The organism is Neobacillus sp. plas4 (assembly GCF_057221695.1).
The window spans coordinates 3738867-3754884 of the sequence record NZ_CM170152.1; the positions used below are offsets into that span (position 1 = coordinate 3738867).

14 protein-coding genes and 1 pseudogene are annotated in these 16018 nt (G+C 36.5%); 3 read left to right on the top strand and 12 right to left on the bottom strand.

The window, feature by feature from the left end; all coding sequences use genetic code 11:
- Window positions 1-208 precede the first annotated feature (208 nt).
- The 3 genes from AC2TFD_RS18640 to AC2TFD_RS18650 form a co-directional block, all read right to left on the bottom strand.
- Complete coding sequence (locus AC2TFD_RS18640) at window positions 209-961, bottom strand: helix-turn-helix transcriptional regulator (RefSeq protein WP_335518242.1); 753 nt, start codon at window positions 959-961, stop codon at window positions 209-211.
- Window positions 962-1262: 301 nt separating this feature from the next.
- Window positions 1263-1799, bottom strand: coding sequence for a CueP family metal-binding protein (locus AC2TFD_RS18645; RefSeq protein ID WP_335518240.1), 537 nt, complete (start codon window positions 1797-1799; stop codon window positions 1263-1265).
- Between the two features lie 106 nt (window positions 1800-1905).
- A complete protein-coding gene (locus AC2TFD_RS18650) occupies window positions 1906-2646 on the bottom strand; it encodes an SDR family NAD(P)-dependent oxidoreductase (protein WP_335518237.1) in 741 nt (246 codons plus the stop codon).
- Between the two features lie 480 nt (window positions 2647-3126).
- Between AC2TFD_RS18650 and AC2TFD_RS18655 the strand changes: the two are divergent.
- Window positions 3127-3270 (top strand): annotated as a pseudogene (locus AC2TFD_RS18655) (SDR family oxidoreductase); the annotation flags it as partial.
- Window positions 3271-3722: 452 nt separating this feature from the next.
- The gene (locus AC2TFD_RS18660) at window positions 3723-4187 is read left to right on the top strand and encodes a YfmQ family protein (protein WP_335520293.1); all 465 of its coding nucleotides are present in this window, start codon (window positions 3723-3725) and stop codon (window positions 4185-4187) included.
- A gap of 158 nt (window positions 4188-4345) precedes the next feature.
- Here the strand turns inward: AC2TFD_RS18660 and AC2TFD_RS18665 are convergent, their stop codons facing one another.
- Both AC2TFD_RS18665 and AC2TFD_RS18670 read right to left on the bottom strand, forming a co-directional pair.
- The gene (locus tag AC2TFD_RS18665; protein WP_335520289.1) at window positions 4346-4852 is read right to left on the bottom strand and encodes a hemerythrin domain-containing protein; all 507 of its coding nucleotides are present in this window, start codon (window positions 4850-4852) and stop codon (window positions 4346-4348) included.
- Between the two features lie 247 nt (window positions 4853-5099).
- Entirely contained in the window at window positions 5100-5645 is a 546-nt protein-coding gene (locus tag AC2TFD_RS18670; protein ID WP_335520296.1) for a GNAT family N-acetyltransferase, read from the bottom strand.
- A 229-nt stretch (window positions 5646-5874) separates the two neighbouring features.
- On the opposite strand from AC2TFD_RS18670, the gene AC2TFD_RS18675 reads away from it, so the two are divergent.
- Complete coding sequence (locus tag AC2TFD_RS18675; protein ID WP_335520285.1) at window positions 5875-6942, top strand: DmpA family aminopeptidase; 1068 nt, start codon at window positions 5875-5877, stop codon at window positions 6940-6942.
- A gap of 205 nt (window positions 6943-7147) precedes the next feature.
- Here AC2TFD_RS18675 and AC2TFD_RS18680 read toward each other — a convergent pair whose 3' ends face one another.
- The 7 genes from AC2TFD_RS18680 to AC2TFD_RS18710 form a co-directional block, all read right to left on the bottom strand.
- Window positions 7148-7381: a hypothetical protein gene (locus AC2TFD_RS18680; protein ID WP_335520282.1), complete on the bottom strand. Its 234-nt coding sequence runs from the start codon at window positions 7379-7381 to the stop codon at window positions 7148-7150.
- 360 nt (window positions 7382-7741) lie between these two features.
- Window positions 7742-8989, bottom strand: a complete 1248-nt coding sequence (locus tag AC2TFD_RS18685; protein WP_335518625.1) for a DUF4153 domain-containing protein — start codon at window positions 8987-8989, stop codon at window positions 7742-7744.
- A gap of 48 nt (window positions 8990-9037) precedes the next feature.
- On the bottom strand, window positions 9038-9253 hold the full coding sequence (locus AC2TFD_RS18690) for a helix-turn-helix domain-containing protein (protein ID WP_335567907.1): 216 nt from the start codon (window positions 9251-9253) through the stop codon (window positions 9038-9040).
- 11 nt (window positions 9254-9264) lie between these two features.
- Window positions 9265-9747 carry a DUF2975 domain-containing protein gene (locus AC2TFD_RS18695; protein ID WP_335567906.1) on the bottom strand — a complete coding sequence of 161 codons (483 nt, stop codon included), beginning with the start codon at window positions 9745-9747 and terminating at the stop codon, window positions 9265-9267.
- A gap of 552 nt (window positions 9748-10299) precedes the next feature.
- Window positions 10300-12270, bottom strand: a complete 1971-nt coding sequence (locus AC2TFD_RS18700; protein ID WP_484673716.1) for an oxidoreductase — start codon at window positions 12268-12270, stop codon at window positions 10300-10302.
- 251 nt (window positions 12271-12521) lie between these two features.
- Window positions 12522-13811, bottom strand: a complete 1290-nt coding sequence (locus tag AC2TFD_RS18705) for a PucR family transcriptional regulator (protein WP_484673717.1) — start codon at window positions 13809-13811, stop codon at window positions 12522-12524.
- A 653-nt stretch (window positions 13812-14464) separates the two neighbouring features.
- A complete protein-coding gene (locus AC2TFD_RS18710) occupies window positions 14465-15523 on the bottom strand; it encodes an undecaprenyldiphospho-muramoylpentapeptide beta-N-acetylglucosaminyltransferase (protein WP_335567903.1) in 1059 nt (352 codons plus the stop codon).
- Between the last annotated feature and the right edge of the window lie 495 nt (window positions 15524-16018).

Consider the following 16018-nt stretch of genomic DNA (forward strand, 5'->3'; position numbering starts at 1 on the left):
TCTCCCCTTTTTAACCGTTTACATTTTAGTAAAAAAATTGATTCGGTTTCTATCTGTAAGCGCTTCAGCTAATACTTGATTATTAGTATACATCTGATAGTAAAAACACTTTTGTACTACAATTGCATGTTTTTATAGTATAATTGCACGAATGTTAGCAAAAAAAATAGGTGCATGATTTTTCATGCACCACTACATATAGATATGGTTATTTCTTAGTCTTCTTTTTATACTCTACAGGAGTGATTCCCTCTTCCTCTTTGAAAAGTTTAGAAAAATACTGGGGATTGCTAAACCCAACCATAATGGCAATGTCCGTCATCGAAAGATTGGAGAAAAGGATCAGTTGTTTTGCTTCTTTTATTCTTCTTAGATTTCGATAATGACTAATGGTCATTCCTTTTTCTTTCTTAAAGGCACGCATTAAATGGGATGGGTGAACATGTAATTTCCCTGCCATTTCTTCCATCGAAATGTCCTCCGAAAAATTCATTTCTATATAGTTTTCTGCTTTCTCTACAATTGATACGTTATCACTTTTAGATTTTCGGATGGTTGGGTCGGAATACTCTGTTATCATATTTGAATGAATCATATCTAGTTCAGCTAAGGTTTCGGCGTGCTCAATCATGATGGCATATTTTTCCGATATAAAGTGGCATTGCCATGCACTTAACCTTCCCTTTTCGGCAGCATAACTATAAAGTGTATTGTGTGATAAAAGAATATTTTTATAGGAGCGGAGTTTATTATTGGGGACTCTGTTAAGAATGTTTAATTGTTCATCGCTAAATTTTAGGGTACCTTCCTTTTCATATTGAGCTATCAAATCCCGATCACTCGTTTGGATTCCATAGAGTAATTTTTCCCTCAGCTTATGGACAGCTTCCATGTATTCGGGCGTAGGTCCATTTCGATTTATATTGAAATTTTGAGTATCTGATTGCCGATGTTCCTTCATTTAAGTCCCTGCCTTATGCACTTTTTCATAAGAGTGTATCATATTAATTTATTCTTAGCGACTCTTTGTAGTGAAATCCCGGGGCTGCACCTAGTTTCTATGATTCGTAAAAATGAGAAAGCTCTTTCCGAGAGGTTTTTAATTTTAAGATGGTATTACAAAATTTCCCCATCATGTCATTCTTGTTATGCCTTGGATAAGACATAAGAAAAACTGCCCATGAAAGGCAGTTTCCATTTTTCTTTATACTCTTTTCGTACACATAGTTGTTGTTTAAAAATCGTATTAAACTATTCATTCACTACATAAACTGCATAGTTGTAATGCAGGTTGCATCATTTTCAAAAGTAGATATCTCGGATTCTACTTTTTTTCCATCGTGCTCTATCTTTATCTCATATGTTTTATCACGAGGCAGCCACAAATCGATAAATCCATTCGCTTGCGATGTTACCTTTTCGTCGACTACCACATTACCTTCATTGTCTTCAATGTATAGATCAAACTCTTTATTTACCAGTTCACCTTGACAACCTGTCAAGCTATGATTGGTTCAAGGATGGGTTTCCTGGATGTAAGGAGCAATTGATACAAAAAATTCATTTTCAGGCAAGTCATAGGCGGTCTCTTTGCCTCCACTATCGGTCACAATAAGCTGCTGGGATGTAATCGAAGCATTTTTGCTTTTTATGTTACCGGCGCTGTAATCACTTACCAATTCCTTTATATCACTTGTTTCATTTTCCTTTAAAGGACTTCCTTCATTTTTACTATTTCCACTGCAAGCACCCAACACAATCGCTGCCAATAAGATAACCATAATGATTTTTAATTTCATGTACTATCCACCTCTTTTCTCTTACTATCTAAGCATACCATTTCTATACTTTACAAGCATCCCATACTTGTAATAGACTAACACTTCACAATTAATTTATTGATGTTTATAATGAAGCAGAGCCACCATCGATTGAAATGACAGCACCATGAATATAGGATGCTTCATCGCTGAGAAGAAATGCTACTACATTTCCTACTTCATGAGGTTGTCCTAATCTGCCCATCGGTACCGCTTCAGCCATTGCTTTAATAGCTTCTGCAGGGAATGCTTTTACCATTGGCGTTTCATTCGTGCCTGGAGCAATTGCATTGATACGAATTTGATCTCTTCCATATTCACCAGCTATGGTTTTTGTTAGTCCGATGACAGCATGTTTTGTCGCTGAATAAGCTCCTAAGGTAGGCATCCCGACTAAACCGCCAAGAGAAGCAGTATTGACAATAGACCCGCCCCCAGTCTTTAACATCTCATTGACTACATATTTCAAACCGTAGAAAACGCCTTTTAAATTCACATCAACAATGGCATTGAATTCTTCTTCGGAACATTCCAAAGTTCGAACTCCCGAACCAGAAATTCCTGCATTGTTAAAAAATAAATCAATTTTTCCAAAATGTTCAAATGTTTCGGCTACATATTTTTTTACATCTTCTACTTTACTCACATCTGCTTGAATAAAAATAGCGTCACTGCCTAATTTTTTACAAAGCTGTACTGTCTCTTCACCGTTTTCTTTAGACAAATCTACTACTGAGATATTTACTCCTTTTTGAGCAAGCTTTATTGCAGTTTCTCTTCCGAATCCACTGCCTCCACCGGTAATAATCGCTGTTTTTCCCTGCATTTGAATCACTCCATCATAGTTTATTTGTTAAATTCATGATAAATCCAGTACAAGATCCTTCTCATGTGAAATAATGAGCAATCGGTACATTTATTGTATCACTTTGCAAATATTCATGGAAAATTACATGTGTCAAATTCTCAACTTTTATTTATGAAATAATAGTTTAGTTCTGCCCAACATGAAAATTTACCAGGATGATTGAGTTAGTGTAACAACACTATAAACTTTTTTAGTGTGAACCATTAAGTCGGAACATATATGCAGACCTCTCATACTTAGTTTACTTGACGCCCTAAAAACATATAAACAAGCATCAAGAAAAAGGGGTGAAGTAAGCCCCCCCCCAATTTCAATTCCTACTATTAAATAAACACCCACGCAATAAATTTGTGTGGGTGTTTATTCATGAATAGATAGTTTATTAAACAAGCGATATCAAAATAGTTAGTCGGAGAAAATTGGGAGGAAGCTGGTAAAGAATTTGCTAGTGTTAACCGTACCAAACGTTTTGGATGGCCTGTAGAAGTAGCTAGCGTTGTAGTATTTTTATTATCAGCTGAAGCTACATTTGTTAATGCAGCTGTTATTAATATTGACGGAGGTCAATCTTATAAATACTAATTAATAGAGGACTTACCTTCGCTTGTATTTTTTTTCAAAATAGAAGTCTCTGAATTAAGTAACTAGCGAAAATAAAATAAGCGGAGACATTCCGGTTATATGCAGAATTTGAGCTCGTTTCGGGGTATATAAGGGAAGGTTTTCCGATTATGCAAAGCAAAATTCCTCATTTTCACGTTTTTCTAGTAAATTGGTGGAATATCTCCGTCTAATTAAGCTATTTTTTATAAGTATTTGCTAATTAAGCGAAATTTTTCCGTCTATTTAGATTCTTAACATTTCGATGTTTCGATTATCTCTCGAGTTACTAAGTGGTTGGTTAAAATTCTGATGAATTGGATGGTTCGTTACTTTAAAGATTACCTTATGATAGTTTGTGATACTCTTCATCCTAGTGATTAGTAGATTACTAAATTAATCATCGGATCTCATTACGTAAGGAGTCGATTTGTATGACATGGACTGTTCTTCTTTGGTTATTGATTGGAATTATTATTAAAATGGTTATGAGTCCACCAAGCGCCGTTGTGGGATGGATTGTAAATAAAATTGCACTTCATCCAAAACTTATTTTAAATGAAGTTACTGTAACCTATAACGAGCATCACTTGGAAGAGGAAGAAAAGATTAGATTTATTGACTATTTTAATGAAGCTAGGTTATTAAAACAGTATGATGTATTTCCGGGCAATGAAAAATTCTTTCTACATCCAGAGACGAATGTTAGTCCATTTGTAATCAACATAAAAAGAGGCAAAAAAGATATTAATATCTTTGTGTTTTGCTACGCTGATCACGTTGATGTAGTCAAGCAGTTCAATAAAAAAGTGGTTTCATATCGTCTTAGGTCTGATAATTTGCAAAAATTCACTTTACCAACTATGACTAAATCAAAATTATTGTCTCAGACTATATAAATAATATGGAAACTACTCGAGACAATCTGTAATTCCTGTTTTTTCCCCACAAAACAAAAAAGCACTCAAAATTTTGATAAATCAATATTTTGAGTGCTTTTTCTATCAAACTGTTCATATAAAAATAGCTTTGCTGGCTGGCGTAAAGCAATGCTCAATCAATCCCGAAACATTCGTTCCAGCTCCACCTTCTCCTCAACCGATAGTATTTTCTCTGCCAACGGAAACAGCACTTTTTCTTCCTTCGCAAAGTGTTGAGTTAAGGTAGCATGAGCCTGGACGGCGTAAACGGTGATCCATTGTACATCGTCTTCATCCAGGGAATGTCCCTTCATATCCGCTTCCGTTAAAAAATCCTGTAGATGCTGCTCCGCCTTTTCATGTTCAAATTCCATCACTTCGATGGTCCGATCATGTTCACCAAGATGGCGGGTCATCATCGGGAACAATCCTTCTTCCTCGCGTTTAGAATGTGCCTTCAGCTTATGATTAAAAGATGAAACTTTTTCGTATAATTTTGCAAACAATTCTACTACAGCTGGACCCGTTTCAATTTCTATGTCTTCTGTGATCTCATAAAAATGATCCATGTCTGTCCGGAGCGACACATGCTCGTCCATTAATTGTTGCAGTGAAGCAGATAATACATCGTTCGAAGCCTCCATCCTTTAATCCCTCCTTAGACTGAATTCAGCATTCTTCCTTATTATCCCTAATGGCTTAAGTCCCATCGTATTCGTTTTTCTTTCTTAAAGCATACGCCAAATGGGAAGATAATATTGTGATGGGAAACACACTAAAAATGATGGACTTAACAAAATAAATGACGTGAATATAATAGAAGGAAGTTAGAAATCTTATATTTATTGTCATTTCGGATAAAATCAATTTGTGTCCGTTTTCGTTTAGGGATTAATCCTTAAATCTCCCCATAATGTATGTATGATAGTATTTTCCGTCTGAGAGGATCTTGTCATTTTTCATAAAACCTTCTATTTCAAAACCCAGTCTTTTATATAGTTCAATCGCGGTATGGTTGGTTTCTATGACATCCAGCACAATTTTTTTGATGCTGTTTGTATCCGCCCAAGAAATGGATTCTTTCATAAGATTCTTTCCAATCCCATATCCCCAGAATTCCTTCCGTACGCCCAGTCCAAACTCGGCCTTATGAAGGAATCTTTTTAAATCACTCCCTACACATCTGAAGTATCCAACTAACTTCCCGTCTACTTCTGCAACCAAAAACAGATTTCTTGGATGGTTCGTATCAGCTTCAATTATTTTTTCAAAACCTTCTTCATCAATGAAAGCCTCTCCCCTCTCCCGGTTCATGTTTTCAGTTTCCCCATCAATTTGTAATCTTAATTCTGACAAATCTTTCGCATCACTTTTCCTGGCAGATCTAATCGTATAGTTTAGTTCTTTGACATTGAAATCTTGTTGGTTCATGATCATATACATTACTCCCCTCCATTATTGATTCGAATCGACTATGAATCTATTATAGGTATAAATCTTTTCACATAAAGGACTCTAAAAATTGGAAGCATTCCTTTTTTGAAAATGAGAATGAAAAGAAATAAACGCCATTGATGAAATTAATATTAGTTTTAATAGTAAAATATCTTGATTAACACTTTGCCTTTTGGAAAAATGGGTTTATAAAATAAAAGGCGGGTTGTGTATGAATGGTCAAAAGAGATTAAGAGATTTCGGAGTTAAAATAGGTCGATTAGAAGCTGGAAAATACAACTCAATTACTGATGTAGAAGGCGTTACTGTTGGACATGTAACCCTGAGCAATAAGGAAATTCAGACGGGGGTAACGGCTATTTTACCACACCAAGGGAATCTGTTTAAAGAAAAACTTATCGCTTCAAGCCATGTAATAAATGGTTTTGGAAAAACCATGGGAACAATTCAAATAAATGAGTTAGGAACACTAGAAACCCCAATAATTTTAACTAATACATTAAGTATTGGAACAGCTGCTGATGCATTGATCGAATATATGTTAGAACTTAATCCTGAGATTGGAATAACAACAGGTACTGTAAATCCAATAATATGTGAGTGTAATGATATGCTGTTAAATGATATTAGGGCTAGATTTATAAAAAAGGAACATATTTTTCAAGCATTATCAAATGCATCATCCATATTTAAAGAAGGAACAGTGGGAGCAGGTACAGGAATGCTCTGCTATTCATTAAAGGGTGGTATTGGAACTTCCTCGCGTATCATGGAAATCGAACATGGCACTTACACAATGGGAGTTCTAGTACTATCCAACTTTGGAATTTTAAGTGATTTAATGATAAACGGTAAACCCATTGGAAAAGAATTAAGAGATGCTATCCTCAAGTCTCGTGAGGAAGAGAAAGATAAAGGTTCAATTATAATTATTGTCGCAACAGATCTCCCAGTGTCTGAAAGGCAACTAAATCGTATAATTAAACGGGCAGTAACAGGTTTATCGCGAACTGGGTCCATAATAACAACTGGAAGTGGCGAGGTAGTTATTGGTTTTTCAACAGCAATGAAAATACCTCATGAAAAAACTTTACATTGCCTTTCACTTTCTATGATTCATGAAGAAGATATGGACTTAGCTTTTAGAGCTATTGGAGAAGCAACGGAGGAGGCAGTTTTAAATTCGTTAGTTACAGCATCACATGTTGTTGGAAGAGATGGAAATGAACGCCCAGCTTTTAAAGATTTAATAGAAGAATTTAAAATTAAATTAACCTAACTGAAACAAAAGAAAAGTGGGAGACCTCTTTCCTTTTGTTTTTTCTTATCACAAGACGTTCTTAGTTATTTCTAATCCCACTAATCTACGATTTTATCAGAAAAAGAAAAAGAGCAACACGCAGCCACTCATTATTTTACTCTTGCTACCCTATAGTTTATAGTGTAACTCTTCACAATGTTTATTTAATATTATATGTATAATTTCACTTATTCTGTTTACCTCTAAAAATACTTATACCAGATACAACACAAAGCAATAACAGTAATAATAATCTTAACCAATCCATTGCTAGCCAAAAGTCTCCGCCATTAACAATATCAGGGCTTAAACTATACTCATCAACAAAAACACCTAAATTCCAAAATAATTTAAGCGAAATAAGCAATGAAAAAAGACTCAGTAAAAATACTGTAATTGATAATTTCCTTTTTCCCATTGTACCCCCCCCTTTTGAACATAATTTTATTGAACCCCCTCTAACTTTACCACAAAAACCCATAAACCTTATTGAAGTATTCTACCCCTTTAAGAAGAAAAGGGCTCTACTTTTTATAAAAGTAAAGCCCTCTTTAGTGTAAGTACATTTTTTCACATTTAATCTAAATCAAACTCAAACTTAAAACCTGCAAGTTTAGCTTATCAAATATGTTTCATGAAGTCCTTTTTCGTTGGGCACATGAAACTGGACATATTTTAAAGAATCCAGTTAACTCTTTATAAAAAGCTTCATAATATCGGCTCTAAGGATTTTATACGTTATAGAAGATTATCTTTTCGTTACATTAACAGAGCCTTTCTAATTAAAAATTATAGGAAAAGTAAATGTAACGAAAGCTGCCCAAAGTCCGTAGACCGGCAAATACTTAGTAACGGCATCTTGGATAGTTGAAGGTCCGGTTTTGTTTTGTAGAAAACGAATATAGGAAAGCATAATCCAAATTAAATTTGCACAGATAAGTATGTTTACTCCTAAAACAGCAAGTCTATTAGGCGTAATCCCATAAGAAGAAAGTCTGAACACAATGGCTGATAAAGCCACACTGTCAATGATAAGCGCAAGAACAATTAAGGCAAAATTTATATAATCTGAAATGTTCTTTTTCTTGTCTGAGTCGCTTTCGGTAATGGAAAATATGGTAACGGCCAATACACCAAGAAGTATTCCGTTGAAGGCTATCAGGAAATTGCGGTCCATGAATGGATTTTTCCCGACCCATAAAACTGTTATAAGATAGACCAACAATGTGACCAAGACAAGAGGGCTAAAAATTTTAGCTATATATGGTGTAATATTCTTAGCTAGTTTAAGATTCATTGATACCAGGTATGCGGCTACAATAGCAAGAGCGGCAGCACCAAATAAAACGACATTACTAAAATAGAAGTCCTCTATATCCAAGCCAACAAAACTAAATAACTGCATGGTTAATGCTGCTAGCACAATTCCGCTAACTGCCATACTGGCGTAGAGAATACAAAATTCCAAATTAAATTTAATATAGGCTAATCTTGAACTGCCTTTTGAATATTCATTTCCTGTAAATGCAAGCCCTACTAATACCCATAAGAATATGGGAAGGTGTAAATATGCAAGGATAATACTGTCTTTATAATTTAATGGCAGTATATTAAGATAAAACCCGGAAATTAGGAACAACGCTGCAAGGGAATAAATAACACTTTTTTTCGGAGTATTATGGTAAACAAAATAGGCAGCAATAAAGGGAATTATACCGAAAGCCAGGTTAATTGGAGCAATTGCTTCCTGTTCGACAAAATGGAAAATGATCCTGGTGCTTATCCCGGCCAGAATGGCTAAAATGCCCATAAATAAGAAACCTTTTTGAAGCAAGGCAGATTTTTCCGTATTTGCCGTCTCCTTGAAATGCAATCTTTCATACCAAACACCAAGAACCTGAGAATCAGGATTTTGTTCCCATGCGTGTGAGAATGACTTTTTAAAAGCTTTCGGGTCTTTTCTATACATTCTCTCCAGCTCATGAGGGCTAGCAATATTTTCAATAATCAAATTGTTAATGTCCATAGTTATACCTCCCCTAATAATTGTTATATTAAGTTCTCTCCACAATGTTTAACTGTCTTCGTCACTTTTGTATTCTAAAATATCTCCAGGTTGACATTCTAAAGCCTTACAAATTGCCTCTAAAGTTGATATTCGAATCGCTTTGGCCTTTCCATTTTTCAATATAGAAATGTTCGCCATTGTGATTCCAACCCTCTCCGAAAGTTCTGTTACGCTCATTTTCCTTTTTGCTAACATCACGTCAATATTGATTATAATTGCCATTGTTATTCACCTCAGACCGTTAAATCATTTTCTGATTTGATATTAATTGCTTCTTGTAAAAGTTTTTGGAGAACAGCCGCAAAGACTGCGATAACCATCGAAGCAAAAGGAACAACCAATCCGACAAAGATAACTCCTGGTGCGTCGTCTACTTCCGCAAAGATATAGAAGAGCGGCCAAACTAGCACATGCAAAATACTGATTGTGATGGCACAGTATTTGATTTTCTTTAAAGCTTTTACAGATAAATCGGAGAAAGCTTTATTTTTGTCAATATAGCGTAAGAGTTTGAAAGCCTGATACAAAGCAAAGTAAAAAGGTATTGCCGATGCATCAAAAGCGACGAAAACGAGATATTTTATAAAAGCAAACTCTGGAAGCAATATTGCTGCAAGGTTCGCCATCTCAGGCACCAAAAAGATGCACAGAGCAAGAACTGGGACTCCTAAAAGAATAACAGCTATTTTTAAAAACAACGTTGTTACTTTCTCCATAAAAAGCACCTCACTTATTTATTCTGTTTTGATTTTAATATTAATTTTATTGATTTTCAATAAAATTTTATTAAATTAGAAAACATTTTTATTGTATATTATTGTTTAAAGCAAAAATAAAAAGCATCCTCATTCAAAGAAATGCTCTATAACTTTAAACTATTAAATTTATAACTTGTACTGCTAACCTACCCGATAGCGTAAGTGCATCTTTTTACTAACTTTATTTCTCTTAACCTATATATTTCCAATTAAAACTTCCATTTTTATATTAAATCGAGAGTAAAATTGTATGGGTACAGCAACCAGTGTACCCATACAATTTGCGGTCCATTTTCCTATACAAATTTTATATGATTTTCGGATAAATGGCTTTACACCAATTAAAAATGAGTGTCAATTTCATATAAAAATTGGCACTCATTTTAACTTACAATTTTAATGTTTGCGATAGGAAACGGAACCCTTACTAAAAAACTCCTCTTTCTTTAATAGACCGAGGAGTTTTTTTCCTTACAAATATTGAAATGAGAATCGCCCCAAGGCTTTCTCTTATTCTACTGCCATGGCAGCATAGAAGCCGGTATGGATAGCGTTGGCAGCCTTGGAAACTTTCTCAGCATCACCGATGACCGTTGTTTTGATATTGTATTGTTTTCTGACGGCATCTGGGAAATCCGTGCTTGGCTTTTGGCCGAATGCGGTGATGACGGTATCAGCTGCTACTAGCTCCACGGTACCATCTTTTTTCTCAATGGTGACGCCAGTTTCATCAATAGAGACTACCTTGCTGTATGTCAACAGTGTTACATTGTTTTCTGCCAGCTGGCGCATCAGACTGATTTTATTAATCACCATGACATCCCGTGCACATTCACTTAACATTTCAACGATTGTTACTTGTTTGCCTTCCAGTGCCAATTCTAATGCGGTATCACAGCCGCTCATCCCTCCGCCGCAGACGACGACTTTTTCTCCCTGTACCCCGTTTTTATGAGCGTCCACCACGCCCAGTACATGAGGACTTTCAATACCAGGAATGTTCGGAACAAATGGAATTGCACCTGTCCCAACAAAAATTTTATCTGCAGCTTCCAAAATAGAATCATCGACATTAATTTCTGTATTTAGGTTTACTTCTACATTCAGTTTGTTCAGTTGTACTCCATACCAAGTGATCAGGTCACGGATTCGTTTTTTAAATGGTCCAGTGGCAATGACTCCAAATGTACCACCCAATGTTTCACCTTTATCATAAACCGTTACATGGTGGCCTTTTAAAGCGGCGACACGGGCTGCTTCCAATCCGCCTGGGCCAGCGCCAATCACGACAATATTTTGTGGTGAAGAAGTCTTTTCAATTTGAAAATATTTTTCCATACAAACTTGAGGATTCACGGTACAGCTAATCTGTGTCGTTCTATTAAAGACGCGTCCAATGCATTCCTCATTGCAAAGCAGGCATGGGCGAATATCCTCGCGGCGGTTTTCCATCAGCTTTTTAGGAAATTCTGGATCGGCAATTGTTTGGCGTCCAAACATCACAAAATCACAATTTCCTGAATTGACTAGCTCTAAGGCCGTTTCTGGTGTATGGCTACCTGCATTAAGCAACGGAATGCTTACGTGCTTTCTCGCTTCTTCACAAACATAGCCCATACACGCATCTCCCAAATAGCTAGGAGGAAAGATGTAATCCATCGTTTCATATGCACCGGCATCGATATCCAAAGCGTCAACGCCAGCTTTTTCAAGTAGTTCAATCAATGGCATGCTGTCCCCAATGGTGCGGCCGCCCTCAAATCGGTGATCCAAAGCAATTCTAAATAAAATTGGTATGTCTGGACCAACCGCTTCGCGAATCGTTTGAACGGTTTCTACAGCAAACCGGGCACGATTTTCAAAAGAGCCACCATATTCATCGGTCCGTTTGTTCCAGATTGGTGAAAGGAATTGGTCAATGAGATAGCCGGCGTGACCATGGATTTCGATGGCGTCAAATCCAGCTTTTTTTGCAAACAGAGCTGCTTGAGCCCAGTCTTTCATAATATCCTTGATTTCTTCCGTGCTTAACGCGCGGCAAATCATTTCCGGGTTGTGAAAAGAAGGATTTTCAGATGAAGAAATCGGTACACGTTCCCCAATATCCGGCATGCCGTTACGCCCTGTTCCCGGGCTGATTTGAGCACAGATTTTCGCACCCCATCTGTGAACTCTTTCACATAAAACAGTAGCCTTAGGAATCGCACGATTATTGTCAACGGCCATCGTTGGTCCGCCCTGTGCCGTTTTTTCGTTGAGAAATTGTGCACCGATGATAATCATTCCAATTCCGCCACGGGCACGTTCTTCATAATATGCGATGCCTTCTTCGCTTTCCGTACCATCCTGCATTGGCGTAAAGGTACCCATCGGAGCCATTACTAGACGATTTTTTAAGGTCATTTTTCCTATCTTCATTGGTTCAAATAGTTTCGCATATTGATTTTCCATCTTAACTCGTTCTAATACTGTAGTAGTCATTCCACTTACTTCCCTTCTTAGTCGATTTCAAATAAGGAATTTGATGTTAACAACGGGCAATCTCAGGTGACGATTCTCCTTTCAGAGGAAACCCTGTTAAGTACATTTTATCCCTTATCCAGCCTCGATTCATCGGATAGAAAGACCAATCTTTTCGTCTATATTGTGCAGTAATGCACAAAGTCGGTGCGCCTTGTTCATTTTTTGTCCATAATCGGCAATGACAGCTTTATGCTTTTTTTCTAATGAAGCTATGGCAGCCTTGCCCAAAAATCTTGGTGTTGAGGGCAGGATGAAATTTCATGGTGATGCATCGTTTCTGCCACATATCGTAAAGTCATGGCAGCCTTAAGACGTCGAACCACTTCTAGATCATTAATATCCACTTCTATAATCTCTTCAATTTTTGCAAGCCGGTAGACTAAGGTGTTGCGGTGGATGTGCATTTTGGCTGCCGTCAGGTTCATGTTATTTCCAAGAACCAAATGGGTTTTGAGGGTAAGGTAGTAATCTGTTCCTTTTTTTCTATCAATCTCCAACAGTTTTTCAAGCTCTGGCAAGGTATATCCCGCTTCGCCAAGTCCTTCTGCTGCATAGGAAGCTACAATCTCCAAATAATAATCATCGAAAAAATACAAATTTTTATCAGGGTGAATAGCATGTCCGATCTCTAACGCCTTTTGTGCACGAAGACGGAAATTGGACCTTTTAGCTAGATCATCAAAAACGCCGCTCAACCCACAAAAACATTGATATTCTTCCATTAGCTGCCCCACCGTTTTATTCCTGTTTTTAGCACTATCACCATCAGGAAAATTGTCCATAAACAGATATAAATATTCTCCTGTATTCAAATAAAAAGTACCAGGAAATACATCCGCGATGGCCTTTTGGACATATTGAACCATCGTATTGTTTGGTACGATTGAGGTAATAACAGCCATTTGATAGCCTGGTTGTAGAAGGCTGCTATTTATTAGGTCTGAGCTTCCTTTTTGTATCTGTTCAGGTATGAGATCGCAAAAGATTTCTCTCGTCAACACTTGATGGATGGGATCAGCTGGTAATACCTCACCCCGCTGCTGCCGATCGAATTCAATAGCAAGAGCTTTGCAAAGAATATCATTCACCTCAAGTGCTTCAAGCGCCTGTTCCTGATTACTAAAAGTGGTGGCACACAATCCTGCAATATGGCCGTTGATGCGGATGGCGGCCGAAGCCTGAGGAACCTCAATTACACCCCAATCCACAACAATCGACTTTTGATGTTTTTCTAGCAATTCTAAATATCCTAAACGGCAATAGTCTCCGATGACGACATCAAGTGGGACGATTTTTCTAACAATCATTTCATCGAGGTGAGGACTGCCTGTGGTTCTATCAAAAGAAGCTGCAAGCACCTTGAAAGAGTTATCCACGACGTGAATTGGCATTTTTGTATAGTCGAATAATGCATCCACAATCGACTGTACCCCATCGCCTTGTGCTAGCGCCTCAAAAACTATGCGGTAACAAGTTCCTACATCAATCTTTTGCAGCATTTTATTTCACTCCTTTGTGATGCTAGGATAGTTCGTTCTGTTTATCTGGAATTCTGGGAACTGCCCCTGGATATGTAAGCAGTAGATTTAGATTTATATTTATTATACTAGAGGAAAAGTGCTTTAAACTGGTGCTTATGTGATAATCCTTTGACGAATGATTTGCAAAGTGAAGTGGAAGAAACGTGATTCATAGAAAATGTTTATCCGGCCCCCTGTATAAGTGAAAACCCTAACAACATTTCGTTGTTAGGGTATTAGATAGTATCCATAGGGCCGATTCTATTTAAAGATAAGTCCTATCCTTAATAGTTAGTAGCGATAGTAAAATAACCGGAGACTTTCCGGTTAAATGCAGATTGGAGCTCATTTTGGGGTATATAAGCGGAGGTTTTCCGGTAAGTAACGCAAAATCCCTCATTTTCACGTTTTTTGAGTCAATAGGCGGAATCTCTCCGTCTATAATGCTATTTTTTATAAGTAATTACTCATTAAGCGAAATTTTTCCGTCTATTTTGCTTCCTAAAAATTTATGAGTGTTAAAGAAATGGGGCCCCAGGTGAAGTAAAGCTTTAACATACCGGGGGACCTATAATAGTTTTATCCAATACCGTTATGCAAAAAATAAAAGAAGCCATTTCCACATTGTGATTTTAATATTTATTAATTTCATCAACCAGTGTTTGTAACGCTTCTCCTTTATGGGAATCTCTCATATTTTGTTGGTATTTCTCCTTATTTTTATAGAGAGTATCTAAATATTCAATTAATCTTTTATCATTAAGTTTTTCTTCTTCTAAGGTAAGTGAGTATCCTTTTTCTTGGAAAGCTTGTGCATTTAAAATTTGATCTCCTCTACTTTGTTGTAAGCCTAGAGGAATTATTAACATTGGTATATTTAGCGCTAAAAATTCGAAAATGGCATTCGAGCCACCTCTAGAAATGACTAAATCGGTAGTAGCCAGAATATCGGGTAACTCTTCGTGAACATATTCAAATTGACGATACCCAGGAATGGTAGAAAAATGATGATCTGTATTATTTTTTCCGCACAAATGAACAACTTGAAAATGCTGAGTAAGCTGTTTTATAGAGCTTCTGACTACCTCATTAATTTTTTTCGCCCCTAAACTGCCACCCATAATAGTTAGTATCGGACGGTTATGATCAAACCCTAGAAACAATCTTCCTTTCTCAGCCGAACCATTTAGTATCTCTTTTCTTATCGGTGAACCAATCACAGTAGTCTTTTGAGCTGGAAAAAATTTTTTCGTCTCCTCAAAAGAAGTGAAAATCTTGGTTGTAAATCGAGTAGAAATTTTATTTGCCAATCCAGGAGTCATATCACTTTCATGAATAAATATAGGGATCCCAAGAGATTTCGCAGCTAAAATAACTGGTACCGAAACAAATCCTCCTTTGGAAAAAACCAAATTAGGCTTCAATTTTTTTAGGATCCTTCTAGCCTCCGCACATCCTTTTACTACCCTAAAGACATCGATGATATTTTCAAAGTCTATATATCTCCTAAGTTTCCCACTGCTAATTCCATAGTAAGGAATGTTTATTTTTTGTATTAATTCTTTTTCAATCCCTTTTCGCGAGCCAATATAATGAATATCCCAATTTTTCAGCTCAGAGATAATGGCTATATTTGGCGTTACATGACCAGCCGAGCCTCCACCAGTAAAAACGATTTTCTTTTTAGACATACACCCTCCTGATTATCAGTAATTGGCTTATATTATATTCCTGTTTTTGATAATTTAACATATTTATCCTTTGGGAACGTGAAAAATAGTGCGATCTCTATGTTGAAATCCACTGCAATCGATGGGTATGTACAGGAATTGTATTTCTAACTTCATGAATGGAAGAACAGACAGATATCTATTTCACCTGGCACCACGAATTCACCAACCAATTGATTTTGTATTATGGCACACACCCCGTAAATCCCCAATTCGTCACAAGGGTACTGTTAACTTTAAAAGGAATTGTAAGCTGCACACATTTTTCCATACAAAAACACTCACAAACATTGATCGTTAGTGAGTGTTTTTAAAGTTTTTATAACTACAACATACGTACTTGTTTTTGAAACTATTTTTCTTTTGGAAACGTGTCAGTTAGATAGCGAGCTGTTCTTTTTTGTTGTTGTTTTTTATTTTTAATTTTATTTTTCTTTTTGTTTTTCTTTTTGTCCC

Excerpts from the sequence above, each read along its gene's own strand:
- AC2TFD_RS18640 (WP_335518242.1), bottom strand. The coding sequence starts at position 961 with ATGAAGGAACATCGGCAATCAGATACTCAAAATTTCAATATAAATCGA.
- AC2TFD_RS18650 (WP_335518237.1), bottom strand. The coding sequence starts at position 2,646 with ATGCAGGGAAAAACAGCGATTATTACCGGTGGAGGCAGTGGATTCGGA.
- AC2TFD_RS18660 (WP_335520293.1), top strand. The coding sequence starts at position 3,723 with ATGACATGGACTGTTCTTCTTTGGTTATTGATTGGAATTATTATTAAA.
- AC2TFD_RS18665 (WP_335520289.1), bottom strand. The coding sequence starts at position 4,852 with ATGGAGGCTTCGAACGATGTATTATCTGCTTCACTGCAACAATTAATG.
- AC2TFD_RS18670 (WP_335520296.1), bottom strand. The coding sequence starts at position 5,645 with ATGATCATGAACCAACAAGATTTCAATGTCAAAGAACTAAACTATACG.
- AC2TFD_RS18675 (WP_335520285.1), top strand. The coding sequence starts at position 5,875 with ATGAATGGTCAAAAGAGATTAAGAGATTTCGGAGTTAAAATAGGTCGA.
- AC2TFD_RS18680 (WP_335520282.1), bottom strand. The coding sequence starts at position 7,381 with ATGGGAAAAAGGAAATTATCAATTACAGTATTTTTACTGAGTCTTTTT.
- AC2TFD_RS18685 (WP_335518625.1), bottom strand. The coding sequence starts at position 8,989 with ATGGACATTAACAATTTGATTATTGAAAATATTGCTAGCCCTCATGAG.
- AC2TFD_RS18690 (WP_335567907.1), bottom strand. The coding sequence starts at position 9,253 with ATGGCAATTATAATCAATATTGACGTGATGTTAGCAAAAAGGAAAATG.
- AC2TFD_RS18695 (WP_335567906.1), bottom strand. The coding sequence starts at position 9,747 with ATGGAGAAAGTAACAACGTTGTTTTTAAAAATAGCTGTTATTCTTTTA.
- AC2TFD_RS18700 (WP_484673716.1), bottom strand. The coding sequence starts at position 12,270 with ATGACTACTACAGTATTAGAACGAGTTAAGATGGAAAATCAATATGCG.
- AC2TFD_RS18705 (WP_484673717.1), bottom strand. The coding sequence starts at position 13,811 with ATGCTGCAAAAGATTGATGTAGGAACTTGTTACCGCATAGTTTTTGAG.
- AC2TFD_RS18710 (WP_335567903.1), bottom strand. The coding sequence starts at position 15,523 with ATGTCTAAAAAGAAAATCGTTTTTACTGGTGGAGGCTCGGCTGGTCAT.